General features: G+C 64.9%; 24 protein-coding genes and 1 pseudogene. 7 read left to right on the top strand and 18 right to left on the bottom strand.

What is annotated here, in order from left to right; genetic code table 11:
* Positions 1 to 3: 3 nt before the first annotated feature.
* From trmFO to QMZ05_RS11005, 3 genes are all read left to right on the top strand, one after another.
* A complete protein-coding gene (gene trmFO / locus QMZ05_RS11015) occupies positions 4 to 1,437 on the top strand; it encodes a methylenetetrahydrofolate--tRNA-(uracil(54)-C(5))-methyltransferase (FADH(2)-oxidizing) TrmFO (RefSeq protein ID WP_353700767.1) in 1,434 nt (477 codons plus the stop codon).
* Positions 1,438 to 1,442: 5 nt separating this feature from the next.
* On the top strand, positions 1,443 to 2,546 hold the full coding sequence (locus tag QMZ05_RS11010) for a serine/threonine protein kinase (protein ID WP_353700766.1): 1,104 nt from the start codon (positions 1,443 to 1,445) through the stop codon (positions 2,544 to 2,546).
* Positions 2,547 to 2,639: 93 nt separating this feature from the next.
* On the top strand, positions 2,640 to 2,924 hold the full coding sequence (locus QMZ05_RS11005; RefSeq protein ID WP_353700765.1) for a DUF1488 family protein: 285 nt from the start codon (positions 2,640 to 2,642) through the stop codon (positions 2,922 to 2,924).
* On the opposite strand, the gene QMZ05_RS11000 is transcribed toward QMZ05_RS11005, so the two are convergent.
* From QMZ05_RS11000 to yajC, 5 genes are read right to left on the bottom strand one after another with little or no spacing between them, the layout of a single operon-like run.
* Positions 2,921 to 3,784: a squalene/phytoene synthase family protein gene (locus QMZ05_RS11000; protein WP_353700764.1), complete on the bottom strand. Its 864-nt coding sequence runs from the start codon at positions 3,782 to 3,784 to the stop codon at positions 2,921 to 2,923. The genes QMZ05_RS11005 and QMZ05_RS11000 overlap by 4 nt on opposite strands.
* The gene (locus QMZ05_RS10995; protein ID WP_074126129.1) at positions 3,781 to 4,164 is read right to left on the bottom strand and encodes an Mth938-like domain-containing protein; all 384 of its coding nucleotides are present in this window, start codon (positions 4,162 to 4,164) and stop codon (positions 3,781 to 3,783) included. Before QMZ05_RS10995 ends, QMZ05_RS11000 begins: the two co-directional genes overlap by 4 nt.
* Positions 4,165 to 4,170: 6 nt before the next feature.
* Positions 4,171 to 5,205, bottom strand: a complete 1,035-nt coding sequence (secF, locus tag QMZ05_RS10990) for a protein translocase subunit SecF (RefSeq protein ID WP_353700763.1) — start codon at positions 5,203 to 5,205, stop codon at positions 4,171 to 4,173.
* Between the two features lie 10 nt (positions 5,206 to 5,215).
* Positions 5,216 to 6,820 carry a protein translocase subunit SecD gene (gene secD / locus QMZ05_RS10985; protein ID WP_353700762.1) on the bottom strand — a complete coding sequence of 535 codons (1,605 nt, stop codon included), beginning with the start codon at positions 6,818 to 6,820 and terminating at the stop codon, positions 5,216 to 5,218.
* A gap of 41 nt (positions 6,821 to 6,861) precedes the next feature.
* Positions 6,862 to 7,218, bottom strand: coding sequence for a preprotein translocase subunit YajC (yajC, locus tag QMZ05_RS10980; RefSeq protein WP_021081225.1), 357 nt, complete (start codon positions 7,216 to 7,218; stop codon positions 6,862 to 6,864).
* Positions 7,219 to 7,409: 191 nt separating this feature from the next.
* On the opposite strand from yajC, the gene QMZ05_RS10975 reads away from it, so the two are divergent.
* The 3 genes from QMZ05_RS10975 to QMZ05_RS10965 all read left to right on the top strand — a co-directional run bounded on the left by QMZ05_RS10975 (position 7,410) and on the right by QMZ05_RS10965 (position 10,915).
* On the top strand, positions 7,410 to 8,393 hold the full coding sequence (locus QMZ05_RS10975) for an ATP-binding protein (RefSeq protein WP_353700761.1): 984 nt from the start codon (positions 7,410 to 7,412) through the stop codon (positions 8,391 to 8,393).
* An 85-nt stretch (positions 8,394 to 8,478) separates the two neighbouring features.
* Positions 8,479 to 8,934, top strand: coding sequence for a hypothetical protein (locus QMZ05_RS10970; protein ID WP_353700760.1), 456 nt, complete (start codon positions 8,479 to 8,481; stop codon positions 8,932 to 8,934).
* Between the two features lie 352 nt (positions 8,935 to 9,286).
* The gene (locus QMZ05_RS10965) at positions 9,287 to 10,915 is read left to right on the top strand and encodes a porin (RefSeq protein ID WP_353700759.1); all 1,629 of its coding nucleotides are present in this window, start codon (positions 9,287 to 9,289) and stop codon (positions 10,913 to 10,915) included.
* An 85-nt stretch (positions 10,916 to 11,000) separates the two neighbouring features.
* Here the strand turns inward: QMZ05_RS10965 and QMZ05_RS10960 are convergent, their stop codons facing one another.
* Together QMZ05_RS10960 and QMZ05_RS10955 are read right to left on the bottom strand one after the other, a co-directional pair.
* Positions 11,001 to 12,377 (bottom strand): LysM peptidoglycan-binding domain-containing M23 family metallopeptidase, encoded by a 1,377-nt coding sequence (locus tag QMZ05_RS10960; RefSeq protein ID WP_353700758.1) that lies wholly within the window; start codon positions 12,375 to 12,377, stop codon positions 11,001 to 11,003.
* A gap of 110 nt (positions 12,378 to 12,487) precedes the next feature.
* The gene (locus QMZ05_RS10955) at positions 12,488 to 13,144 is read right to left on the bottom strand and encodes a protein-L-isoaspartate(D-aspartate) O-methyltransferase (protein WP_353700757.1); all 657 of its coding nucleotides are present in this window, start codon (positions 13,142 to 13,144) and stop codon (positions 12,488 to 12,490) included.
* Between the two features lie 372 nt (positions 13,145 to 13,516).
* On the opposite strand from QMZ05_RS10955, the gene QMZ05_RS10950 reads away from it, so the two are divergent.
* A complete protein-coding gene (locus tag QMZ05_RS10950) occupies positions 13,517 to 13,894 on the top strand; it encodes a response regulator (protein ID WP_095734447.1) in 378 nt (125 codons plus the stop codon).
* A gap of 102 nt (positions 13,895 to 13,996) precedes the next feature.
* Here QMZ05_RS10950 and surE read toward each other — a convergent pair whose 3' ends face one another.
* The 11 genes and pseudogenes from surE to argS all read right to left on the bottom strand — a co-directional run bounded on the left by surE (position 13,997) and on the right by argS (position 25,537).
* Positions 13,997 to 14,764, bottom strand: coding sequence for a 5'/3'-nucleotidase SurE (surE, locus tag QMZ05_RS10945; protein ID WP_353700756.1), 768 nt, complete (start codon positions 14,762 to 14,764; stop codon positions 13,997 to 13,999).
* Between the two features lie 78 nt (positions 14,765 to 14,842).
* Complete coding sequence (locus tag QMZ05_RS10940) at positions 14,843 to 15,934, bottom strand: hypothetical protein (protein WP_353700755.1); 1,092 nt, start codon at positions 15,932 to 15,934, stop codon at positions 14,843 to 14,845.
* Positions 15,935 to 15,950: 16 nt separating this feature from the next.
* A complete protein-coding gene (serS, locus tag QMZ05_RS10935) occupies positions 15,951 to 17,282 on the bottom strand; it encodes a serine--tRNA ligase (RefSeq protein WP_353700754.1) in 1,332 nt (443 codons plus the stop codon).
* Between the two features lie 198 nt (positions 17,283 to 17,480).
* Positions 17,481 to 18,287, bottom strand: coding sequence for a twin-arginine translocase subunit TatC (gene tatC / locus QMZ05_RS10930; RefSeq protein WP_146984055.1), 807 nt, complete (start codon positions 18,285 to 18,287; stop codon positions 17,481 to 17,483).
* The gene (tatB, locus tag QMZ05_RS10925; RefSeq protein WP_353700753.1) at positions 18,284 to 18,805 is read right to left on the bottom strand and encodes a Sec-independent protein translocase protein TatB; all 522 of its coding nucleotides are present in this window, start codon (positions 18,803 to 18,805) and stop codon (positions 18,284 to 18,286) included. The genes tatC and tatB overlap by 4 nt, the downstream gene beginning before the upstream one ends.
* Before the next feature lie 160 nt (positions 18,806 to 18,965).
* On the bottom strand, positions 18,966 to 19,199 hold the full coding sequence (locus QMZ05_RS10920; protein ID WP_146984058.1) for a twin-arginine translocase TatA/TatE family subunit: 234 nt from the start codon (positions 19,197 to 19,199) through the stop codon (positions 18,966 to 18,968).
* Positions 19,200 to 19,544: 345 nt separating this feature from the next.
* Positions 19,545 to 20,240, bottom strand: a pseudogene (scpB, locus tag QMZ05_RS10915) (SMC-Scp complex subunit ScpB); the annotation flags it as partial.
* Between the two features lie 22 nt (positions 20,241 to 20,262).
* Positions 20,263 to 21,084 (bottom strand): ScpA family protein, encoded by an 822-nt coding sequence (locus QMZ05_RS10910; protein ID WP_050420355.1) that lies wholly within the window; start codon positions 21,082 to 21,084, stop codon positions 20,263 to 20,265.
* The gene (gene nagZ, locus QMZ05_RS10905) at positions 21,081 to 22,103 is read right to left on the bottom strand and encodes a beta-N-acetylhexosaminidase (protein WP_353700752.1); all 1,023 of its coding nucleotides are present in this window, start codon (positions 22,101 to 22,103) and stop codon (positions 21,081 to 21,083) included. The genes QMZ05_RS10910 and nagZ overlap by 4 nt, the downstream gene beginning before the upstream one ends.
* A 46-nt stretch (positions 22,104 to 22,149) precedes the next feature.
* Positions 22,150 to 23,622, bottom strand: coding sequence for an SPOR domain-containing protein (locus QMZ05_RS10900; protein ID WP_353700751.1), 1,473 nt, complete (start codon positions 23,620 to 23,622; stop codon positions 22,150 to 22,152).
* 118 nt (positions 23,623 to 23,740) lie between these two features.
* Positions 23,741 to 25,537 (bottom strand): arginine--tRNA ligase, encoded by a 1,797-nt coding sequence (gene argS, locus QMZ05_RS10895; RefSeq protein ID WP_353700750.1) that lies wholly within the window; start codon positions 25,535 to 25,537, stop codon positions 23,741 to 23,743.
* Positions 25,538 to 25,544 lie beyond the last annotated feature (7 nt).

The raw sequence follows: 25,544 nt of genomic DNA, 5'->3' as shown, positions 1-25,544 counted from the left end.
GCGATGACACCGCATCAATCCTCTTCCCAACCCGTGCACATCGTGGGCGCGGGGCTCGCCGGCTCGGAAGCCGCGTGGCAGGTCGCCAACTCCGGCGTCCGCGTCGTCCTGCACGAAATGCGCCCGCAACGGATGACCGAGGCGCACCGGACCGACGGCTGCGCCGAGTTGGTCTGCTCGAACTCGTTCCGCTCGGACGACGCGGCCAACAACGCAGTCGGGCTGCTGCACGCCGAGATGCGGCGGCTGGGCTCTCTCATCATGCGCTCGGCCGATGCCAACCAGGTGCCGGCCGGCGGCGCGCTCGCCGTCGACCGCGACGGCTTTTCCGCCGCCGTCACCAAGGCGCTCAACGAGCATCCGCTGATCGAGATCAGCCGCGAGGAGGTCACAGGCCTGCCGCCGGCCGACTGGAGCAACGTCATCGTCGCGACCGGTCCCCTCACCTCGGCACCGCTCGCCGACGCCATCAGGCAGCTGACCGACGAGAACGCGCTGGCGTTCTTCGATGCGATCGCGCCGATCGTGCACAAAGATTCCATCGACATGTCGGTGGCCTGGTTTCAGTCGCGCTACGACAAGGTCGGTCCCGGCGGCACCGGCGCCGACTACATCAACTGCCCGATGACCAGGGAGCAATATGACGCCTTCGTCACGGCGCTGATCGACGGCGAGAAGGTCGACTTCAAGGATTGGGAGACCAACACGCCGTATTTCGACGGCTGCCTGCCGGTCGAGGTGATGGCCGAGCGCGGTCACGAGACGCTGCGCCACGGGCCGATGAAGCCGGTCGGATTGACCAATCCGCACGATCCGACGGTGAAGCCATATGCGATCGTCCAGCTGCGGCAAGACAACAAGCTCGGCACGCTCTACAACATCGTCGGCTTCCAGACCAAGCTGAAGCATGGCGCGCAGCAGCGCGTGTTCCGCACCATCCCGGGCCTCGAGAACGCGGAGTTCGCCCGCCTCGGCGGCCTGCATCGCAACACCTTCCTGAATTCGCCGAAGCTGCTCGACGCGCAGTTGCGCTTGCGCGCACAGCCGCGGTTGCGCTTCGCCGGGCAGATGACGGGCTGCGAGGGCTATGTCGAGTCGGCCAGCGTCGGCCTGATTGCCGGCCTGTGCGCCGCTGCCGACATGCGCGGCGCCGCGCTGACGCCACCGCCCGCCACCACCGCGCTCGGCGCGCTGCTCGGCCACATCACCGGCGGCCATATCGAAACCATCGATGCCGGGTCGCGCTCGTTCCAGCCGATGAACATCAATTTCGGTCTGTTCCCGCCGCTGGCCAGTGCGCCGACCAAGAAGCCGGACGGCTCGCGGCTGCGCGGCAACGAGAAGACGGTCGCCAAGAAGCAGGCGATCAGCGCGCGGGCGCTCGCCGATCTCGATCACTGGATCGCAGAGCACCTGCGCGTTGCGGCAGCGGCCTGACAGTCATGAGCTTGCCGAAAGATGACGACGCCACCCTGTCGGCGCGATGGAGCCAGGGCGTGCTGCTCAAGCGCGACGTGTTCTCGACCGTCGAGCGCGGCCGCTTCCGCGTCGATGACGGTGAGGTCGAGGGCGTGCTGCGCCGGCTCGATCAGGTGCCGTTCTGGTCGTTCGCCGTGGCGCTGCATCTGTTCTCGCGCGAACGCCGCGCGCTGACCCTGGCGCGCGACCTCGACGTCGGGCCGAAGCTGATGTGGGCCGGCCGGCGCGCGCTGGTGCGCGGCTTCATCGACGGCGCGGCGCTGCATCTGGCGAAGCCGCACGGCGACGTCGCCTATTTCCGTTCCGCCAAGGCCGCATTGCGCAAGCTGCATCGCGCCGGCATCTGCCACAACGACCTCGCCAAGGAGCAGAACTGGCTGGTCGGCCGCGACGGCCGCGCCTATCTCACCGACTTCCAGCTCGCCGCCTGCTTCAAGACCCGAAGCCGGTTGTTCCGCATCGCGGCCTATGAGGATCTGCGGCATCTCTTGAAGCACAAGCGCAGCTACGCGCCGGAGGCGTTGACGCCGATGGAGCGCAAGGTGCTTGCGAAGAAGTCCGCGGCCGCCAGCATCTGGCTGAAAACCGGCAAGAAGGTCTATCAGGCGATCACCCGCGGCATCTTCAATTTCACCGACCGCGAAGGCGGCGGCCGGCGGCTGGTCAACGACGCCCCGGTGCTGGTCGATTTGATCCGCAGGAATCCTGACGTGCGCGATACCGCGATCGTCGCCTTTGCCGACCGGCGCGTCGGCGTCGGGCTCTACGCTTTCGTCGAGGCGGATCAGTCGGCGCTGGAAAAGACGCTGCGCAGCGAGCTCACCGCGGCCAAAGGCGTCAAGCCGCCCGAACACATCCAGATCGTGCATGCGCTGCCGCGCGACGCGGCCGGCAAGCCGCGCACCGAAATCCTCCAGCTCGTCGCGATGAATCAGATCGATCTGATCGAGCCGATGATGCGCAGCGACGCCGATCGCGAGTTCCTCAAGGATATCCTCGAGCAACGCAAGAATCTGCGCGATCGATTCAATTTCGAAGTCGCCGAGATGGATCGGCCCGTCGGCTAATTTGCGCGCATCTTGCCGTGCGCGTGGCCCTCGACAAACGCGGCGCGAAGCCCCACTCTTTGCGTGGGCTAGCGCGCTCAAGGGACAAGTTTAATGCCACTCACCCGTGGTCGTATCGGGGGATATGATTCCGAACGCCTGGCGTTCGGTTTCACCATGATGCACGGCGATCAGGAAGTTGAATGCCAGATCAGCGACGCCGCAATGGACGAGCTGGCGGGCACGCGTGGAACAGCGAGCATGGCGCGGCAGGCGCAATTCGTCGCGTTGCGCGACGCGGTCGAACAGATTGCATCCGACATTTATGACAGCGGCCCGATGGTCAGGGGCCTAACGGTCCGGATCTTCACCAAGCACATTTCGAAGGAACCGAGCTAGCGGCCGAACTCTTCGGTGCGCGCGGCTCGCCACAAAGTCCACAGCGTGCGCAGGCGCGAGACCGGCCTCGGCAGGAACGGATCGTTATCGGCTCTCCTCGCCCGGTTCAGCTCGCGCCTGACGTGAGCGAGCGGCAGGAAGATCGGCCGCACACCGGATGGCACATCCGCGAGCAGCCCGAATGCGGTCTTGAGATGGCCTTGCACCTCGTCCGCAAGCTGGTCGATCGCAGCGCGAATATTCGGCGTCAGCTTGCCGGCAAACACCTCCTCCTTGCTGCTGCCGTGCTGCTGCAGCAGCTGCAGCGGCAGAAACAGCTGATGCCGCGAAGCGTCGCGGCCGAGCGTCGCGATGACCTGCGCCATGCCCTGGGCAAGACCGGCATGACGGGCCAGATGATCGATCGCCTCCGATGGCCGCGCCACCACGCGCGTGGCCTGCGAGAACAGAGCCGACGCCGTGGCGTCGAGATAGCCTTCGAGCGCGGCCAGCGACGGCATCGGGTCGTTGTAGAGATCGAACTGGTGCTCCTCGACCAGCCGTGAGAACGGCGAGACCGGCAGGCGGTGATTGCGGATCGCGTAGAGCAGCTCGGCCGCGACCGGATTACCCTCGACGCCGCCGTGCCCGGCACCTGCCAGCATGTCGGTCCACCATTGCAGCCGCATCTCGCCGGGCAGCGGCTGGCTGACCTGCTCGTGCACGCGCGAGACCTCGATGTTGAAGGCATAGATCGCGAGCAGCGCCCGGCGCTCCGGACCCGGCACGAACAAGGTCGACGCGTAGCGCACGAAGTCATAGGTCCGCACCAGATCGGCGCAGAAGGCTGCGCCGTCCCTCGGCGCCTCCACCGCGCTCATGGCACTGCGATCAGCGCCGCCGCGACCCGGCGCCGCTCACCCAGCATGATGTTGTAGGTGCGGATCGCAGGGCCCGTCTGCATCGGGTCAAGCACCACGCGGACTGCACGCAAGGCCTCGCGCAGGCCCTTTGGCGGCACCCAGACCTCGGTGCCGGTGCCGACAATCAGCGTGTCGATCGCATTCGCTGCCGCGAACACCTTTTGCAGCGAATATTCGTCGATCTCCTGCGGCTTCGTGACCGGCCAGGCCCAGATCGAGTCCGGCAGGCACAGCAGCGAGCCGCGATGCGACATATCGGCGAACGCGAAGCCGCCCTTGCCGTAGGCCTCGATCGGCGCCGACCTCGGAAGATGGGGAGCGTCCGAGGGGTTGCTCATGACCGGTTACTTCTTGGCTGCCGCCGTGTCCGGCTTCTTGGCCGGCGCATCCTGCGCCTCGCCCCGCGTGGTGTGAACGCCGAGATAGATCAGGATCGGCGCCGCGATGAAGATCGAGGTGTAGGTGCCGACCAGCACCACGCCGAACATCATCACGGCGGTGAAGCTGTGGATCGCCTGGCCGCCGAACAGCAGCAGCGCGAGCAACGCCAAGGTCACCGTGACGTGGGTGATGATCGAACGCGACAGCGTCGAGTTGATCGATTCGTTCAGCAGCTGCGGCATCGGCATCTTCTTGTAGCGCCGCAGCATCTCGCGGATACGGTCGTAGATGACGACGGTGTCGTTGAGCGAGTAGCCGAGGATCGTCAGCAGCGCCGCGATGCTGGTGAGGTCGAAATCGACCTGGGTGATCGACATGAAGCCGATCGTCAGCACGATGTCGTGCACGTTGGCGATCATGGCGCCGAGCGCGAACTGCCACTCGAACCGGAACCAGAGATAGATCAGGATGCCGATAATCGCGAACATCAGGCCGATCATGCCGTAGGCAAGCAACTCGCCGGAGACGCGCGGTCCCACCACTTCGACGCGGCGGTAATCGACGGATTCGCCGAGCGCGCCGCGGATCTTGCCTACCGCGTCCTGCTGGGCCTTGTCGCCGCCCGGTTGTTCGGCGACGCGTATCTGCACGTCGGCCTCGCCCGAGCCGCCGAGTTGCTGCAACTGCACCTCGCCGAGACCAAGGCCGTTCAGGGTCGTGCGCATCGCTGCGATGTCGGCGGTGCCGGACTTGGCCCGCACCTCCAGCAGCGTGCCGCCCTTGAAGTCGATGCCGAAATTCAGTCCATGGGTGAAGAACAGCGTGATGGCGAGGATCGAGAGCAGCGCCGAGATCGGGAAGCTGATGCGGCGGAAGCGCGTGAAGTCGAAATGTGTATCGTCGGGCACGATGCGCAGCGGCGGCATCAGGCCGAGCGCCGCGACCACAGTCAGCACGGCGATCAGGATGCCAAGGCCAATGAGAACGGTATGGGTCACGAGAGGCCTCTCAGATCGGCACGGTTTGCGGCCGCTTCCACCGCACCCATGCCGCAACGATCAGGCGCGTCAGGGTAAAGGCGGTGAACACCGTGGTGATGATGCCGATGCCGAGCGTCACGGCAAAGCCGCGAACCGGCCCGGTGCCGATATAGAACAGCACGGCGGCGGCGATGAAGGTGGTGATATTGGAGTCGAGGATGGTCGCCAGCGCCCGCTTGAATCCGGCGTCGATCGCCGAGATCGCATTGCGGCCGCCGCGCAATTCCTCGCGGATGCGCTCATAGATCAGCACGTTGGAGTCGACCGCGATGCCGACGGTCAGCACGATGCCGGCGATGCCGGGCAACGTCAGCGTGGCGTTGAGCAGCGACAGCAGCCCGAAGATCATGGCAACGTTGATGGCCACCGCGATGTTGGCGAACACGCCGAACAGCCGGTAGGTGATCAGCATGAACACGATGACCAGGATCGAGCCGACATAGGCGGCAAGCTCGCCCTTCTCGATCGAGTCCTGCCCGAGGCCGGGACCGACGGTGCGCTCCTCGACCACGGTCAGCGGCGCCGGCAGCGCGCCGGCGCGCATCAGGATCGCCAGATCGTTGGCCGACTGTACGGTAAAGCTGCCGGAGATCTGGCCCTGTCCGCCGGTGATCGGCTCGCGGATCACCGGTGCCGAGATCACCTTGTTGTCGAGCACGATCGCAAACGGCTGGCCGACATTGTCGGCGGTGGCCTGAGCGAATTTGCGCGCTCCCGACGTGTTGAACTTGAAGCTGACGATCGCCTCGCCGGTACGCTGGTCGAAGCCCGGCTGGGCATCGGAGAGTTCGCCTCCCGAAACCAGCACCTGCTTCTTGACGACATACGGAACCGGCGGCGGCGACGCGCTCATCAACAGTTCGGAGTCCGGCGGCACCCGGCCCTGCTGGGCCTGATCGGCCGACACCGAGGTGTCGACCATGCGGAATTCCATCTTAGCGGTCTTGCCGAGCAGCTCCTTCAGATGGGTCGGGTCCTGCAGCCCCGGCACCTGCACAAGGATGCGGTCGGTGCCCTGACGCTGGATCAGCGGCTCGACGGTGCCGAGCTCGTTGACGCGGCGCTCGACGATCTGGATCGACTGCTCGATGGTCTTGCGCATCCGCTCGATCATCGCGGGCTGCGACACTGTCAGGCGGATCAAGCCGCCACCGGCATCGGTCACGTCGACGTCGCGCTGGCCGCTTGAGCCGAGCAGGCCGCCGATTGGCTGCGCCACCTCGCGAAGCTTGGTCAGCGCAGCCGGAACGTCCGCCTCCTTCGTGATCCGGGCCTCGACGGCGTCGTTGCGGATCTGCACGCCCCCGGTGAACTGGATCTTGGCGTCACGCAGCGCCTTTCGCGCATCATCACGCACCTGTTCGAGTTTATCCTTCTTCACGTAGTTGGAGTCGACCTCGAGCAGCAGATACGAGCCACCCTGCAAATCGAGGCCGAGCACGAGGCGCCGCTGCGCCCACGTCGGCCAGGTCTTCACCTGCGCCTCGGGGAAGAAATTGGGCACGGCGCACAGGCAGACCACCAGCGCTGTCAGGATAATCCCCAGCGCTCGCCACCGCGTGAAATACAACATCGAATTGACCTGTCAGATTCGGCAAAAGGCTTCCGCGGCGATCAGCTCGCGGACGCCTCGTCCTTGGCGTCGCCCTTCGCCGGCTCACCCTTGGTCCGCACGCCCGAAATCATCTGGCGCATCTGCCGCACGCGGACGCCGTCCGAAATCTCGAACTCGATCTGGTCGTCGTCGACCACCTTGGTCACCTTGCCGACGAGGCCGCCCGAGGTCACCACGGTGTCGCCGCGGCGGATGTTCTTCACGAGGTCCGCATGGTCGCGCACCTTCTTCTGCTGCGGGCGCAGAATCAGGAAGTACATGATGACGAAGATCAGCGCGAATGGCAGCAGCGACATCAACATGCTGTTGGTGTCACCACTTGCTCCAGCCTGAGCAAACGCAGGAGTAATCAGCATTCGAACGATCCTCGGATAAGACGGGAAAGAACCGGCAGTGCCCTCGACCTTCGGGGCGGTATGGCGGTCCGGACAAATTCGCGCGGACTATAGCGGCCGCGGTCCCAATTGCAACGTTAACGGACCTTCATTTAGGGCGCTTGCGGGACCGCCGCCAGCCCGATAAGGCTGCGCCGTCAGGAACTGGACAAATGCCGAAAAAAGCCAAAAAAACCACCAGTAAAGCAACCAGCAAAACCGCCGCCAAGGCTGCCGCCAAGCGTGCCGCAAACACCGCGACAAAACGCCCGGCGACGGCGCTCGACGGCGCGGCCGCCGAGCGGATCGCGAGCGCCCTGGAGGCCATCGCGAGCCGCCTCGCAGCCGCCTCTCCGGCCTCCGATCCGGCTCGCTCGTTCGGCGCCGCGGACGCCTTTGTCTGGCATCCGGACGGCCGCCTTGCCCCGGTGCCGCGCGTCAGCCGCGTCGAGATCGGCCTGCTCAAGGGCGTCGACCGGATGCGCGATATCCTGATGGAGAATACCGAACGCTTCACCAACGGACTGCCCGCCAACAATGCGCTGCTGTGGGGCGCCCGCGGCATGGGCAAGTCGTCGCTGGTCAAGGCCGTGCACGCCAGCATCAATGTCGACCGCAAGCCGGCCGACCGGCTGAAGCTGATCGAGATCCATCGCGAGGACATCGAGAGCCTGCCCGGCCTGATGGAGTTGCTGCGCGGCTCCTCGTTCCGCTTCATCGTGTTCTGCGACGACCTCTCCTTCGACGGCAACGACGCCTCATACAAGTCGCTGAAGGCGGTGCTGGAAGGCGGAATCGAGGGGCGCCCCGACAACGTCATCCTCTATGCCACCTCGAACCGGCGGCATCTGCTGGCACGCGAGATGATCGAGAACGAACGCTCGACCGCGATCAATCCGGGCGAAGCGGTGGAGGAGAAGGTGTCGCTGTCGGATCGCTTCGGCCTCTGGCTCGGTTTCCACCGCTGCAGCCAAGACGAGTACCTCGCAATGGTGAAGGGCTATTGCAACCATTACGGCATCAAGATCGCCGAGGACGAACTCGAGCGCGAGGCGCTCGAATGGTCGACCACCCGCGGCTCGCGCTCGGGCCGCGTGGCCTGGCAGTACACGCAGGAACTTGCCGGCCGGCTCGGCGTGCGGTTGAGCGGGGCCTAGCGCAAGCGGCGCTTGCAGCGGACCGTGGGCCTTCTGAATTCGGCGCGGCATTGGTAGACTCGGACCCATGCCGGCCAATCCAAACATGACTGCGAGACGCTGTGGCGAGTGCACGGCTTGCTGCGATGGCTGGCTGAAGATCCGGATTCGCGACCACGACGTCCATCCCGGGCAGCCGTGCCCGTTCAGCAGCGCGGGGAAATGCACGATCTACGCCGAGCGTCCGGTCGATCCCTGCCGGAATTTCGTCTGCGGATGGCTGGCGCCGACGAGCCCGCTGCCTGACTGGATGCGTCCGGACCGATCCGATCTCATTTTCCTTCCTGCAAGCTTCGTCTGGCGAACGATCCCCGTCGATGTCGCGGTCGCCGTCGGCACCCACCCGAAGGCAAAGGCACGCGCCTGGCTCGAAGCCTTCAGCCGTGACATGCGGCGGCCCCTGCTGCTGCAGTCGGACGGCGAATGGCACGCCTATGGGCCACCGCAATTCCTGCGCGAGATGGTCGAGCGGATATCAAGCGGCCTCGATCCGCTGAGGTAATATAAAACCTCACGCGAGCGCGCGCCCGCTTGGAATTGGCATGTATTATCCCATTTTCTCTGTGTGATGTTGCGACGCAACGATAACTTGTCAGCAACACTGACGCAATTCACAAAGCGCAATTACATCAACAACCTCAATCCGAAGCAGGTAAGTCAAATTTTATTCCGAAAATCACAGTGCGACAAATTGATGCACTGCAGCACTACTATAGTACCCTTTATGTCACACAGCGCGTTTATCGCCTTCAGCGCACTCGGTACCCATGTATCTGGCATCTGGTATACCTTAGCATTTCCACCCGTTTGCAGCCTCAGCACCCCGCTGAGGCGATCGGCAGATGGGGGAATGAATGAAGAAGAGACTTCTCGCAGGAACAGCATCCGCAGCGATGTGCCTGGCGCTGACGCAAGGCCCGATACACGCGGCAACGCTCGACGACGTCATGGCGCGTCTGGATGCACTCGAACGAAACAATGCGAAACTCGCCAAGGAGAACGCTCAACTCAGGGACCGCGTCAACCACATCGCGAGCCATCCGGCTCCGCCTGCGGCGGCAGCCACGACGCCGAAGGGCAATCCGGTCCAGCATGCGGCCGTTGCGCCCTCCCCGACGCCAGCACCGCCCGAACATGCTGTCGTCAGCATCGGTGGCGCGCCGCTCTACACCAAGGCGACAGGCACCAATGCCTTCGTCGACAACACCACCGTCACCCTTTACGGCCACGTCGATCTCTCCGGCGACTTCTTCAACGCCGGCGTGTTCGATCAGGGCAACAAGTTCGGCGTTTCGAGCAACCTCACCTATTTCGGCGTTCGCGCCCGCCACAATCTCGAGCCGTATGGCTTCGCTGGATGGGCCGCCGTGGCGCAGTTCGAATCGCTGGTCGAGGTCGCGGCTGTTCCAACCGAGCGCGCCGCGTTCGGCACGCGCGACAGCTTCATCGGAATGGAAACGCCGTGGGGCGCGATCAAGGCCGGCAAGTCCGATACGCCGTACAAGAAATCGACTTCCAAGTTCGATCCGTTCTCGGCCACGCTTGGCGACTACAATTCGATCATGGGCAACACCGGCGGCGACCTCCGCGCCGAGTTCGATTGGCGCGCGGGGCACGCGGTCTGGTACGAGTCGCCGATCTGGAACGGCTTCCAGGCGACCTTGATGGCCTCGCCGGGACAGAACACGGCGCGTGACAACAGCGATTTCGCGCTCGGCGACTTCAACTGTCCCGCCACGTCCTCCCGCGGCAGCGGCAGCGGCTTCCCGCTGACCTCGGCGCCTGAAGGCTGCACCGACGGTTCGTACGGCAACCTCTACAGCGCAGCACTGACCTACAACAAGGGTCCGTTCACCGCGGTTGCAGCCTATGAGATGCATGAGGGCACCAACCGCACCGGCGACGAGGCCGTCACGCCACTCAGCAATGGCGGGGTATTGGTCGTACCGCCCGGAGCCGTCGGCATCGCCAACGAATGGGCCGCGAAGCTCGGCGCCGGCTATGGCTTCAACGACGGCATCGGCAAACTGCAGCTCTACGGCATCTATGAGATCATGCGCCGCGAGCACACCGTTGCCGACTTCAACGAGCGGTCGCGTGACGGCTACTTCATCAGCGCCACGCAATCGGTCGGCGCCTGGGACGTCAGCGCATCCTGGGCTCACGCCAACGCCTCGCCGGGCTCGCCCGGGACCGGCATCTTCAATACCTACACCGTCACGCCGCCGGCTGGCTCGGCCGACTTCGCACTGAACTCGGTAGACAGCAGCGCCGATCAATATGCGGCCGGCGTGAAGTATCACTTCAGCCCGTTCGCGACCTGGTATCTCGTCGGCAGTTATCTACGGAACGGTCCCGGCGCACACTACTGCCTCGGTGCAAGTGGTCACGGCTATGCCATCTGCGGACGCGATGCCAACAACAACGTGGTTGCCGGCAACAAGGCCAAAGCAGTCACGACCGGCATGACGTTCGACTTCTAGATCAAACAAAACGGGGGAGGCTTGCGCCTCCCCCGTTGTCTTTGTTGTGAGACTTGGAAGTCCCTTGGAAGTCCCGGCGCGTAGCTTATGCGCCGTTGAGGAACTGGAGCGGATCGACCGGAGACGATCCCTTGCGAATTTCGAAGTGGAGCTGCGGCGAGCCTGCCTCGCCGGTCTGGCCCGACTTGGCGATCACCTGGCCACGCTTGATGGTATCGCCGCGCTTCACCAGGATTTCGCTCGCATGGGCATAGGCCGTGACGTAGCCGTTGGAGTGGCGGACCAGCACGAGATTGCCGTACCCCTTCAGCTCATTGCCCGAATAGGCGACGACGCCGTCTTCGGCGGCCTTCACCGGCGTGCCCTCGGGCACCGCGACGTTGATGCCGTCATTGACCTTGCCGTTGGTCTTCGAGCCGTAGGCGGTGATGACCTTGCCGCGCACCGGCCAGCGGAACGTCGGCAATGCGCCGGTGGCTTCGCTCGACTTGGTGACGACAGGCGTTTCTGCGGCGGCGGCCGGCTGTTCGACAGTTGCGGACGGCTGAACCAGCCGCGCGCTCTGCTGCGGCAGCGCCGTGGCGACGACCTTCGGGGCCGCCATGGCCGGCGCCGGAGCGACCGCGACCGGTGCGGCAGCAACAGGCTGCGCAACCGGCGCGGGAGCTGCCATCGCAGTCTTGGCGCCGGGCACCACGAGCTTCATGCCGAGGCTAAGCCGGGCCGACTGGTCGAGATTGTTGGCACGCGCGAGCTCGGCCACCGGGATGTGATGCTGGCGCGCGATGCTGTGCAGCGTGTCGCCGCGATTGACGTAGTGGACGCCGGCAGGCGCGGCCGCCACGGCGACGGGCCGCGTGGCCGGTGCGGCCATCGCAGGCGCCGCGGCCACTGCCCCTGGACGCGGAATGATCAGCTGTTGGCCGGGCGACAGAGCGCGCGGTCCCTTGTAGCCATTGGCGTGCAGGATCTCGGCGGTCGACACGTTGTAGCGGCGCGCCAGCACTTCCAGCGTGTCGCTGGTGCCGACGATGATGGTGGTGCCGCTATGCGAAGCATGCGCGGCAGCGACCGAATGCGGCACGCTGCCGGTGGCCTCGATCTGCGGGCGCGCCGGCGGCGGAGTGTAGGACGACATCCCGCGCCCGCCTCCGGAGACGCCGGCATTGGCGACCGGGTAGGACTGCGGCGCGGCAACCGGCGGCGGCAATGGCTGCGACTGATACTGCGAATACTGCGGTTGGGTTCGCGGCCGCGCGTATTGCGGCAGCTCGCGCGGCGGCGGCGCCTGCACGGTGCCGGTCGGCTGCGGATCGAACGCAAACGGATTTTGCGAGTAGGAGTTTTGCGAGAAGCGCGACGACATGTCGGCGCTGCAACCGGCAAAAGCCATGGACATCAGCGTCAGCACCGCAACCTGCGGTACGCGACGCGAGCGAAGCAACTCAACAACCCCAGACATGGTTACTCACTCGTACGCAACAAAAGACTGTTTTGAGTAAACACGTCGCGAGTAAATAACCGCTTAACCCTGCGAATAAGGCGTTGGTGCCAAGCAGCAAATCGCCAAATCTACAATTCGCGCGCGATTCCGGGCAACGCCGGCACAAAGCGGACGTCGACCAGTTCCTTGCGGTCGAAGCCGCTCTCGGTCCGCACCACGCGGACCAGGGTCTGGGTGCCCTGGTGCGGCCCGACCGGGGCGATCAGGATGCCGCCCGGATCGAGCCGCTCCAACAGCTTGTCCGGGATATGCTCCATCGCCGCGGTGACGATGATGCGGTCGAAATCGCCCGCCCCGGCCGGAACGTCGAAGCCGTCGCCGAGCAGTACCTCGATGTTGTAATAGCCGAGCTTTTCAAGCCGTTTGCGCGCGCCGTCGGCCAGTGTCCGGTACCGCTCGATGGTCAGAACCTGCTTGCACAGCCGGGACAGGACGGCCGCCTGATAGCCCGATCCGGTGCCGATCTCGAGCACGCGGTGATCCTTCTGCAGCTGCAGCTGCTCGGTCATGTAGGCCACGACGAAAGGCTGGCTGATGGTCTGCCCGCAGGCGATCGCAAGCGCGCTGTCGCGATAGGCCTCGTTGCGATCGCGTGGATCGACGAACATCTCGCGCGGCACCTCCTCCATCGTGCGCAGCACCGCCTGATCGCTGACCCCTCGCCGCCGCAGGGTGAGCTGAAACATCATCTTCTCGGTTGGATCGGGCTTCAGGGCCATGTTCATCAGCGTCTCTGGGCAGCAGCGCGGAATCTTGCTCCTGCTAGATGCCATTGAAATCCGAAATACCGCGTTAAGGAAAAATTTCCCGTCACCTTTTGTTCCCGGCCAGGAACCGACACGCCGATTTCGTGTTGGCGCCAATCCGCAAGCTTCCCATATAATCGACCGTGATGCGCTGATAACGCCGAGATTGCGCGGGCGACGGTTGAGCCGTTGCACCCGGTCAGTGTCTGGACGAATCTCGCGCAACGAGTCAGTCAGGACGATCCGGCGACGCAGCGGCGCGCGCTGGAAACCGACTAATTCCCAAACGTTTGCATTGCGCCTTGGAGTGTTATTTGCGAGCCTATTTCAGGGACGGGCAAGGATTCCATCATGACAGCGATACGGCCGGCGGGCTGTTCAGTTTTCCTCGTGGAGGACGAGGTCATGATCCGGATGATGGTCGCCGATATGCTGGAAGAGCTCGGCCATAGTGTCGCGGCCGAGGCCGGCGAAATCGGCGAAGCGGTCAAGCTCGCACAATCGACCGAATTCGACCTCGCGATCCTCGACGTCAACGTCAATGGCAAGGTGATCACCCCGGTCGCCGAGCTGATCAACGCCCGCAATCGCCCCTTCATCTTCGCGACCGGCTATGGCTCGTCCGGCCTGCCGCCGGAATATCGCGATCGTCCGGCGCTGCAAAAGCCCTTTCAGCTGGAAACGCTCGCCCAGGTGATCTCCAGCGCGATGCGGAGCGCGCCGGTTTAGTTGGCAGATTGTTCGTAGCCCGGATGAAGCGCAGCGCAATCCGGGTGCCATCCGCGCTGGGAATGCCCCCCGATTTCGCTGCGCTTCATCCGGGCTACAAATTTACTTCAGGGTATCAACGAGCGTCTCCGAAAACGCATCATCGGTGCGATCGAGCCGCAGCGGCGTCACCGAGACGTAGCGCGCGGCAAGCGCGGCGAGATCGGTGCCTTCGGCCGGCGTATCCATCATCGCCGCGCGCTCGAAGCCGATCCAGAAATACGGATTGCCGCGTCCGTCGTGACGGCGATCGATCTTCAGAAAACCCTGGTTGCGCTTGCCCTGCCGCGTGATGCGGATGCCCTTGACGTCGTCGGGCATGCAGGACGGGAAGTTGACGTTGATGACGGTGTTCCTCGGCACGCCAGCGCCGATCACCTTGCGGATGATGTCGGGCCCGAACTTCAGCGCGGTGTCCCACAGCGGCGCGTTGCGCGTCTCGATCGAAAATTCCTGCGACAACGCAAATGACGGAAAGCCCAGGATAGTGCCTTCCAGCGCGCCGGCGATGGTGCCGGAATAGACCACGTCCTCGGCAACGTTGCGGCCCTTGTTGACGCCGCTCAGCACGAGATCCGGCAGCTTGTCACCGAGGATGTGGCGCGCGCCCATGATGACACAGTCGGTCGGCGTGCCGCGGACCGCGAAATGGCGCGGGCTGACTTCGCGCAGGCGCAGCGGATCGTTGAGCGACAGCGAATGCGAGACGCCGGATTGATCTAGCTCGGGCGCAACGATCCAGACGTCGTCGGACAGGGCGCGTGCGATCTGCTCGACGACCTGCAGGCCGGGTGCGTGGATGCCGTCATCATTGGTGCAGAGAATTCGCATCCGTCAAAGTGCCTTTGGTTCCGATTCGACGCGGGTTTCTCGAATTGCGGGTTCTCGAGTGATTGCCGTCTTAACCGGCTAGGGGCGCGGAGGCAAACCCGGCGAAGGCCCGCGCCAACGCGCCGACGTCACCCGCCACGGCTGCAGAAATTTGCCGCTGCCGGCGATCTTGCGGACGAAGACCGGCCAGGCCGGCCTCCGCACAACTTTGACGACGGGCACCAGCGGCGGCACTTCGAGTTTTTTGGCCGGCGCGGCCTGGCGTCCATCGTCGAGGGCTTGGGACTTGAGAGCTTCTGATCTGACGGGCTCAGGCTTCCGAGATTCAGGCTTGGGAGCCTCCCGTTGTGCAGGTTCAGCCTTGGCAGGTTCAGCCTTGGCAGTTTCCTTGGCGGGTTCAGCTTTGGGAGATTCAACCCTGCGCGCCTCAGGCCTGGGCGGCTCTGACGCAACAGCTGCGGATTGGCGAGGCTCGGGCGGCTTTGGAAGCTCCGGTTTGAGCAACTCGGCCGCGGCGGCTTCGCCCTTGCCGGGTGCAGATGGGAGAGGCTCGGGCTTGAGCGATACAGGCCTGGCGGGCTCTGCCTTCGGGGGCTCGAATTTCCGGGATTCGGGCCTTTGCACCTCGGGAGCGACCGGTGCTGTTTCGCGAAGCTCGGGCTTTGCGGCCTTCGGAGGCTCCGATCTAGGCAGCTCGGGCCTGATAGGTTCGACCTTGCGCGGCTCAAGCTTCGGCGTCTCAAGCTTCGGCAATTCGGGCCTGGGCGGCTGCGGTGTGGGCGCCTCCGCGGCCGGCGGCGGCGTTACCGATTTCGATTTCAGCCTCGCCAGCAGTTCCTCGATCGAGGGCACTGATGCTGCGTCAAGCGGAGTTCGCGGCGCGGCGGGTGGCGTCGCCCGGACCGGAGGTGGCGGTGCCGCAACTGCCGCCGGCGGCGGCAGATCAGCCGGCGCCAATTGGGCGAACTTGCCGCGCGCGATCTCCAGCGCCTTGTCGAAGTCGGGCCGGTCGATCCACGCCTTCGACTGCACTTCGCTCACGCGGGCTTCCCACAAGCGCGCAGCCTCGATGTCGTAATAGCCCATCTGCTTCTGGTTGATCAGCTGCAGACCATGGCCGGTGACGGCCCATTGCTTGCCAAGCCAGTGGATGTCACGGTGGAGCGGCATCGCACTGGCCCTCGCCTTACATGCCGTGCTCGATGACCTTGAGCCCGCCCATATAGGGCTGCAGCACGTCGGGCACCGCGATCGAGCCATCCTGCTGCTGGTAGGTCTCCATCACAGCGATCAAGGCGCGGCCGACCGCCGTGCCGGAGCCGTTCAGCGTATGCACGAAGCGCGGCTTGCCGTCGGGGCCGCGGTAGCGTGCATCCATGCGGCGGGCCTGAAAGTCGCCGCACACCGAGCAGCTGGAGATCTCGCGATAGGCACCGCCGTCGCCCTGCCCCGGCATCCACACCTCGATGTCGTAGGTCTTCTGCGCGGAGAAGCCCATGTCGCCGGCGCACAGCGTCATCACCCGATAATGCAAATCGAGCTTCTGCAGCACCTGCTCGGCACAGGACAGCATGCGCTCGAGCTCATCCTTGCTGGCCTCGGGCGTCGTGATCGACACCAGCTCGACCTTGGTGAACTGGTGCTGCCGGATCATGCCGCGCGTGTCGCGTCCCGCAGCTCCCGCTTCGGCACGGAAGCACGGCGTCAGCGCGGTGAGCCGCATCGGCAGCTCTTTCTCGTCGAGGATGGATTCGCGCGCGAGGTTGGTCAGCGAGACTTCCGCGGTCGGAATGAGGCCGAGACGCTCGCTGCGCAGATCGGCATTCGGCGTCGAGAGCAACTCACCCTTGATCGCCCAGAACTGGTCGTCCTCGAATTTGGGCAACTGGCCGGTGCCGAACATCACGGCATCGCGCACCAGCAGCGGCGGGTTGATCTCGGTGTAACCGTGCTCGCCGGTGTGCAAATCAAGCATGAACTGCCCGATCGCACGCTCGAGCCGCGCCAGCCCCTTCTTGAGCACGACGAACCGCGCGCCGGACAATTTCGCCGCCGCCTCGAAATCCATAGTGCCGAGCGCGGTGCCGAGGTCGTCGTGCAGCTTCGGCGCAAAGCCGTAGTCGCGCGCCTTGCCGAACACATGGTGCTGGACATTGCCGTGCTCGTCGACACCGTCGGGCACCTCGTCAAGCGGCAGATTGGGAATCGACGACAGCTGCTTCGTCAGCTCTTCATCGGCAGACTTCGCGGCCAGCTCGAGCTCGGGCATCGTGGTCTTGAGCTCTGCGACTTCGGCCATCAGCTTGGCCGCCCGCGTCTCGTCCTTTGCCTTCTTGGCGTCACCGATCTCCTTAGAGGCCGCATTGCGCCGCGCCTGGGCCTGCTCGGACGCCAGGATCGCCGCGCGCCGCTTCTCGTCGATCGCCAGCAGCGACGGCGACAGGGCTTCAAGTCCGCGGCGCTTCAGGCCGGCGTCGAAGGCGGTCGGGTTGTCGCGGATCGCTTTGATGTCGTGCATGGCAGTCCTGATGGCGGGCTTGCAGATAACGTCGTACGTCAACGCTTGCGTTGCATGTTTCCACTACCACGGCCGTCATCGTCAGCGAAAGCGGGTGATCCAGTATTCCAGCGGCGTCAGCGTGTGACGGAGGGGCCGCGGCGTACTGGATACCCCGCTTTCGCGGGGTATGACGGCGGGGAATGTGACCAAATCACCCTACTCGGCCGGATTGGTCGCCGACGGCGCCCCCGACGAGGCGTTCGTGGCGGCGGCCTTCTTCTCCACCATGCGCACCGCGATGATGGCGCCCTCATAGAGCGCGAGCAGCGGGATCGCCAGCGAGGCCTGGCTCAGCACGTCAGGCGGCGTCAGCACCGCGGCGATGATGAAGGCGATCACGATGAAGTAGCGCCGCTTCTCCTTCAGCATCTTCGAGGTGACGATGCCGATGCGGCCGAGCAAGGTCAGGATCACCGGCAGCTGGAACGCGATGCCGAAGGCGAAGATCAGCGACATCATCAGCGACAGATATTCGCCGACCTTGGGCAGCAGTTCGATCTGCGCGGTTTCCGAGCCACCAGCCTGCTGCATGCTGAGCGAAAAGCGGGTGATCATCGGGAAAACGACGAAATAGACCAGCATCGCGCCGAGCACAAAGAACACCGGGGTCGCGATCAAATACGGCAGGAACGCGTTGCGCTCATGCCGGTAGAGGCCGGGCGCCACGAACTTGTAGATCTGGGTCGCGACGATCGGAAACGAAATGAAGCCGGCGCCGAACAGCGCGAGCTTGAGCTGGGTGACGAAATACTCCAGCAGCGCGGTGTAGATGAACTTCGAGTTCGCCGCCCCGGCCACCCAGACATACGGCCAGACCAGGATGTTGTAGATCTGCTTGGCGAAGAAGAAGCAGATGATGAAAGCCACGCCGAAGCCGAGCAGCGCCTTGATCAGGCGCGAGCGCAGCTCGATCAGATGATCCATCAAGGGGGCCTTGCTGGCCTCGATGTCTTCAGCGCTCATGACGCCCTCGCGTCCTTGAGCACGTCCGGCTGTGCCGGCGTCACGTCTTGAGGTGCCGGCGCGGGCTTCACCTCATTGGTGATCGCGAGCGGCTCGCCGGCGGCGGCATGCGCCTCGGCCTCGACGAAGGTTTCCGGCGTCGGCTCGGCCGGCGTCGTGGGCGTCACCGGTGCGTCGCTTGACGTTACCGGTGCGTCGATCGCCGAGGCGACCTGCGCATCGACCGGCTTGTCGATCTGCAGGGCGTCGCTGACGTCCTTCTGCAGCGAGGTCATGATGTTGCCGCTGGTGATGCCGGTTGCGGCTTCCCTGACCTCGTCAAAACTCTTCTTGAGATCGGCCATCTCGGCCTCGCGCATGGCCTCCTGGAACTGGCCCTGGAATTCGGCGGCCATCTTGCGGGCCTTGCCCATCCATTGCCCGACCATGCGCAGCACGCCCGGAAGTTCCTTCGGGCCGATGGCGATCAGCGCGACAACCGCGATGACGACCAGTTCACTCCACCCGATATCGAACATGAATTGTTCCGCCTAAGCGCGCCGCCATCGGCCCCATCGCTCCCAACAGGATGTGGGGCTGCCGGCGCCTTTTCTCAATCGGCGTCCATAGCGCGTCTGTGCGACGGCGTCACCGTTTCGCGCGAAGAAAAACGTCGAAATATACGTCAGTACAAGCGCGTTAGACGGCCTTGCTGCCGACGTCCTGGCGCGCGGCCGACGGCGCCGAATTGTGGTCGATCGACTTGGTGGGCTCGGTCTTGTCCGCGACCTTGTCGTCGTCCTGCATGCCCTTCTTGAAGGCCTTGATGCCCTGGGCGACGTCACCCATCAGGTCCGAAATCTTGCCGCGACCGAACAGCAGCAGGACCACTGCGATCACAACGATCCAGTGCCAAATGCTAAGCGAACCCATCCTGCAACCCTCCAGAAATGGCCGGTGGACCGGCCTGAACATGGCCGGAAGTTAGGCCCGCGGGGTGTCAAAAACAAGGACCTCTGCCGCGGCAAATCGCTGTCGCGGCTACGTAATATTGCTAGGCTTAACCGGGAATATTCCGCCCTATTCGCCCTTCTCGGCGCCATCGTGATCGCCCGCGTCGTCGGCACGCTCGTCTGGCTCGTCGGCCTCGGGCTCGGCCGCGTCAGGCTCGCCTGCCTCCACCTCACCGACCACCTCGGCTTCGGCCTCGGCTGTCGCTTCAACCTCGGTTTCGGTTTCGGTCTCAGCCTTCGGTTCCTCGGCCTCCGGCTCGACGGCCGGCGCGAGCAGCAGTTCCAGCGTATCGCCGGGCTCGAGCGGCTCCTCGTCCTCGCGCAGCGTCGCATCGTCAGATGGCGACGGAACGGAAAAGCCGGTCGGCAGACGCGAGTCGAGCAGACCCGTGCCCTTCAGCTCCTCGAGCCCCGGCAGATCGCCGAGTGCCTCAAGGCTGAACTGCGAGAGGAAGCCGTCGGTGGTTCCGAAGGTCAACGGACGGCCCGGCGTCTTGCGGCGGCCGCGCGGGCGGATCCAGCCGGTCTCCAGCAGCACGTCGATCGTTCCCTTCGACGTGACCACGCCGCGAATCTCTTCGATCTCGGCGCGGGTCACCGGCTGGTGATAGGCGACGATCGCCAGCACCTCGATCGCGGCACGCGACAGCTTCCGCGTCTCGGTGCTCTCGCGCGTCATCAGCCACGACAGATCGCCGGCGGTGCGGAACGTCCACTTGTTCGCGACCTTAACCAGGTTGACGCCACGCGGCGCATATTCCGCCTGCAACTGCGCGAGTGCTTGCTTGATGTCGACGCCGTCGGGCATCCGCTTGGCCAGCGTCGCCTGATCGATCGGCTCGGCCGACGCAAACAACAGGGCTTCCAGGAGCCGCAATTCCTCAGGACGCGCTACCGGATGATCCATAGGAGAAACCTCCTCCTCGGGCTCGTCTCTGCGCACTTCCGCCAAGCTTGCCATGGGCTTGCTCTCCTTCTTCCACTTACTCAACCGACAGGTCCGGCGCGGCCATTGCGGCCTGTGCCTGACGCTTTCGGAAATAGATCGGCGCGAACGCCTGCTTCTGGTTGATTTCCATCTCGCCTTCGCGAACCAGCTCGAGGGCCGCGGCGAAGCTCGATGCGAACACCGTCGCCTTCTGGGTGGGATCGGCGACGTAGTTCATCAGGTACTCGTCGAGACAGCTCCAGTCCTCGGCAATGCCGACCAGCCGCTCCAGCGAGGCGCGCGCTTCGGCGAGCGACCACACGGTACGCTTCTGCAGATGAACCGTGGTCAGCACGCGCGACTGGCGCTGCGTGGCATAGGCCGACAGCAGGTCGTACAAAGTCGCGGTGAATTTCGGATGCTTGATCTCGGCGATCGATTCCGGATTGCCGCGCGGAAAGATATCGCGCTGGAACTGCGGCCGGTTCATCAGCCGGTTCGCCGCCTCGCGGATCGCCTCCAGGCGGCGCAGCCGATTCGCAAGCGCGGTCGCCATCTCCTCGGCGCTCGGCCCCTCTGCGCTCGGCGGTTCGGGCAGCAGCAGCCGCGATTTCAGGAAGGCGAGCCAGGCTGCCATCACCAGATAGTCAGCCGCGAGTTCGAGACGGATCTTGCGTGCCGCCTCGATGAACGAGAGATATTGGTCGGCGAGCGCAAGGATCGAGATCTTCGACAGGTCGACCTTCTGCTGCCGCGCCAGCGTCAGCAGCAGGTCGAGCGGGCCTTCATAGCCCTCGACATCGACCACCAGCGCCGGTTCGCCCTCGGCGAGGTCGGCCGGCCGCCCGGTATCAAACGATAGAATTTCAGCGGTCATGCCGTCCCTACCCGATCCAACAACGCATCCAGTTCAGCCCGTGCCGCCTGCCGGTCGAGCGGCTGGGGCTGCTTCCGCGCGGCGAGCGCAGCCTTGGCGCGCTCAAGCGCCTTGCCGGTCAGTTCCGGCGTCTCCCGCGCGACCTCGCGCATTTCGTCGATGTTGCCGTTGCAATGCAGAATCATGTCGCAACCGGCGCTGACGATGGCGCGGGTCCGCTCGGCAATTGATCCGGCCAGCGCATTCATCGACACGTCATCACTCATCAACAAACCCTGAAACCCGATCAGGCCGCGAATCACCTGTTCGATGATTGTCGCAGAAGTCGTTGCCGGATGGACGGGGTCCAGCGCGCTAAACACAACATGTGCAGTCATCGCCATCGGCAGGTCCGCAAGCGGCTGGAACGCGGCAAAATCGGTCCGTTCCAGCTTGGCCTTGGCGGTATCGACCGTCGGCAGGCGGAAATGACTGTCCGCCGTGGCCCGGCCATGGCCGGGAATATGCTTGAGAACCGGCAGCACGCCGCCCTGTTCCAGCCCATCCGTGACCGCGCGGGCAATCGCCGCGACCTTGTCCGGTTCGGTTCCATAGGCCCGGTTGCCGATGACCGCATCCGCCCCGGCCACGGGAACGTCCGCCAAGGGCAGGCAATCGACAGTGATACCGAGGTCGATCAGGTCGGCCGCAATCAGCCGTGAGCTGAGCCGGGCCGCGGCAAGGCCGAGCTTCGGGTCGGTGTCGTAAAGCGCACTGAAGCTCGCGCCCGGCGGATAGACCGGCCAATGTGGCGGCCCGAGCCGCTGCACCCGCCCGCCCTCCTGGTCGATCAGGACCGGAGCATCGGCCACGCCGGCGACCGACCTGAGTTCCCCAACAAGAGCGGCCACTTGGGCCGGACTCTCGATGTTACGCTTGAACAGGATGAAGCCCCATGGCCGCTCGGCGCGAATGAATTCGCGTTCGGCGTCGTTGAGCGTCAGCCCGGATATGCCCGTGATGAATGCGCGGTTCGTCATTCGGCCGATTAGGCCGTATGCAGCTCACGGGTCAAGGAAACGGCCTTTAATTTCTTTGGATGAGGCACTGCGGCCCACCGGCCGACATCAGGCTCCGGCACAGCTGGTTCGCCTCCTCCGATGACGCGAACGGGCCGGCGAAGGCGCGGTAGTAGACGCCCTTCTCGCCGAGATCGACGCGTTTCACCACCAAAGGCTGCGAACCGAGCACGTTGCGATACTTGCCCTGCAGCGTCCGATACGACGCCTGCGCGTCCGCCTCGTTCTTCTGCGACGACACCTGGACCAGGTATCCGCCGCCGCCAACCGAAGCGGTCGAAGTCGACGCCACCCGGGTCGGGGGCGCGGCCGGAGCTGCCGCCCCGTCCGCCTGCCCGGGAACCAGCGACATTGGCGAGTTCACGCTGGCATTGGCCGCCGACGGATTGCCGCGTGACACCGGGGGCTTCGCCGTGGCGGGCTTGGCCGGCACGGCCGCGGTTGCCTGCGCGCCGTCAGGTGTGTCGCCGCCCTTGACCGAGAGGGTGCGGATCTTGCGCGGCTCGTTGTTCGGCAGGGTCCCGTTGGCAGTGAGCGGCGCCGGCGCGGGCTGCGCCGTCTGCACGCTGGCGGCCGGCGGCGGGTTCGCATTGGCGTTCAGCGGCGGAAACACGACGCGCGGTCCGGCGGTCTTCGAGTTGACGTCGACCGGGGTCTCTTCACGCGACACGATCTTTTCGGTGCCGTCACCCGTCGCCATGCGATCCGGCGTCTTGGCCGGCGCATCGGCCTGGGCCGGAATCACCTTGGTCGGCGTGTTGTCAGCCTTGATGATCGGGGGCTCACCGGTTCGCGGCGAGCCGACATAGTTGCGATAGGCGAGCGCGCCACCCGTGCCGACCACCGCAAGCGCCACGACCGCGGCAACCGTCATCAGGCCACTGCTCCGCCTGCGCGGTTCGGGTTCTTCCTCGTAGGCCTCATAGGCGTAGGGATCGTCCGGATAGGACGGATCGCGCTGCAGATCCTGCTCGCCGGCTTCGAGCTGGCCGTAGAGCGCATCGTCATAGCGCGACGGATCCTGCTCCTGATCACCGCCCTGATAATGCGGCTCCTCATCGAAGGCCTCAGGCTGCCGGGGGGGCTCGACCGGCCGATAGGCTGCGACCGGCGCGGGCGCAGGCGGCTGCGCCTGCTGGGCCGCATAGCGGTGCAACGGATGCACCGGCTTCGGCTGATAGTCCTGCTCCGGCTCCTCGTATTCGGTGTGCTGCACGGGCGGCGGCGCGGCCGCTTCCTGCCGCGCGCGCTGCATCCACGGCGGCGGGCCCGCGGGCGGCGCCTCGTCCTCTTCCGCCTGCGGCTCATACTGTTGCGGCCGCGCATTGGCGCGCGACTGCAGCGGACGCGGCGGCGGCTTGTTGGCGGTGCCAAATGGATCCGTCTGGCCGATCAGCCGGGCCAGTTCAGCAAGCGGATCGCTCTCGGCCTTGGAGGCCGTGTCGGCGGAAAAATTTCGGTCCTGATATCGATCAGCCATTGTGATGATGCATCCCCTTCGGGACAGCGCCAAGATCGCCGGCACAGCCGGTCCGAACGAGTTGGCCCCTGCCAGATGCCCTCACAAATCCCCACTCGTGAGGGCCTAATGCCCCTGCCTACCGCATCTCGGTTGGAGCGTGGACGCCTAGAACAGCTAAGCCCGATGCCAGAACCGAGACGACGCCCTGAACCATTGCCAGTCGCGCCCTCGTGATCTCTGCATCATTATTGATAATGAAGCGTAAATAGGGCAAATCGCGCCCCTTGGTCCAAAGCGCATGAAATTCACTGGCCAAATCATATAGATAAAAAGCGATTCGGTGCGGCTCATGTGCCACCGCCGCGGCCTCGATCATCCGGGGATAAAGCGCAAGCCGCTTGAGCAGGTCGAGCTCGGCCGGGTCGGTCAACCGCTCGACCGCGGCGCTCCGCAGATAGGCCAGCCGGGCCTCGTCGGTCTCCGGCAGGTCGGGAACCGCCTCCTCCCGCGCATTGCGGAAGATCGAATGGCCGCGGGCGTGGCCGTACTGGACGTAGAAGACCGCGTTGTCCTTTGACTGCTCGATCACCTTGGCGAGGTCGAAATCGAGCACCGCGTCGTTCTTGCGGAACAGCATCATGAACCGCACGGCGTCGGAACCGACCTCGTCGACGACTTCGCGCAGCGTGACGAACTCGCCCGAGCGTTTCGACATCTTCACCGGCTCGCCGTCGCGCAGCAGCTTCACGAGCTGCACGATCTTGACGTCGAGCACAGCCTTGCCCGCGGTCACCGCTTTCACGGCCGCCTGCATGCGCTTGATGTAGCCGCCGTGATCGGCACCGAACACGTCGATCAGATTGGTGAAACCACGCTCGAACTTGTTGCGGTGGTTGGCGATGTCGGACGCAAAATACGTGTACGAGCCATCCGACTTGATCAGCGGCCGATCGACGTCGTCGCCGTAGGCGGTGGCGCGGAACAGCGACTGCTCGCGGTCCTCGTAATCCTCGACCGGCTTGCCCTTCGGCGGAGGCAGACGTCCTTCGTAGATGTCGCCCTTGGCGCGCAGGAAATCGATGGTCTCGGCGACCTTGTTGTTGCCTGAGGTGATCAGCGAGCGCTCGGAGAAGAACACGTCGTGATGGATGTTGAGCGCGGCGAGATCGCCCTTGATCATCTCCATCATCATGGCGATCGCCTTGTCGCGCACGATCGGCAGCCACGCGGCTTCCGTCATGTCGAGCAGCTTCTCGCCGTATTCCTTGGCGAGCGCCTCGCCGACCGGCACGAGGTAGTCGCCCGGATAGAGCCCTTCCGGGATCGCGCCGATGTCCTGGCCCAACGCCTCGCGGTAGCGCAGGAACGCCGAGCGCGCGAGCACGTCGACCTGGGCGCCGGCGTCGTTGATGTAATATTCGCGGCAGACGTCGAAGCCCGCGAATTGCAGCAGGCTGCACAGCGCGTCGCCGAACACGGCGCCGCGGCAGTGGCCGACATGCATCGGCCCGGTCGGGTTGGCCGAGACGTATTCGACATTGACCTTCTCGGCCTTGCCGATGTCGCTGCGTCCGTACGCAGAGCCGGCCGCCAGCACGGCGCGCAGCGCATCCGCCCAGACCTGCGGCTTCAAGGTCAGGTTGATGAACCCGGGACCTGCGACATCGACGGAGGCCACCAGCGCGTCGGCACGCAGCCGCTCGGCGATCTTGTCGGCGAGTTCGCGCGGCTTGGCCTTGGCGTCCTTGGCGAGCACCATCGCCGCATTGGTCGCCATGTCGCCATGGCTGGCATCACGCGGCGGCTCCACCACGACGCGGGACAGGTCGATGCCCGCGGGCCAGTTGTCCTCGGCTCCGACCGCGGCACAGATCGCGTGCACGCGCGTCAGCATGTCGGCAAAAAGGTGTGGTGAAGCAGTGGTGTCGGCCATGGCAGGG

The organism is Bradyrhizobium sp. INPA03-11B (assembly GCF_040446015.1).
GTDB lineage: Bacteria > Pseudomonadota > Alphaproteobacteria > Rhizobiales > Xanthobacteraceae > Bradyrhizobium > Bradyrhizobium macuxiense_A.
Note: the sequence above shows the minus strand (reverse complement) of the source record. Positions and strands in the feature narration are given on the sequence as shown.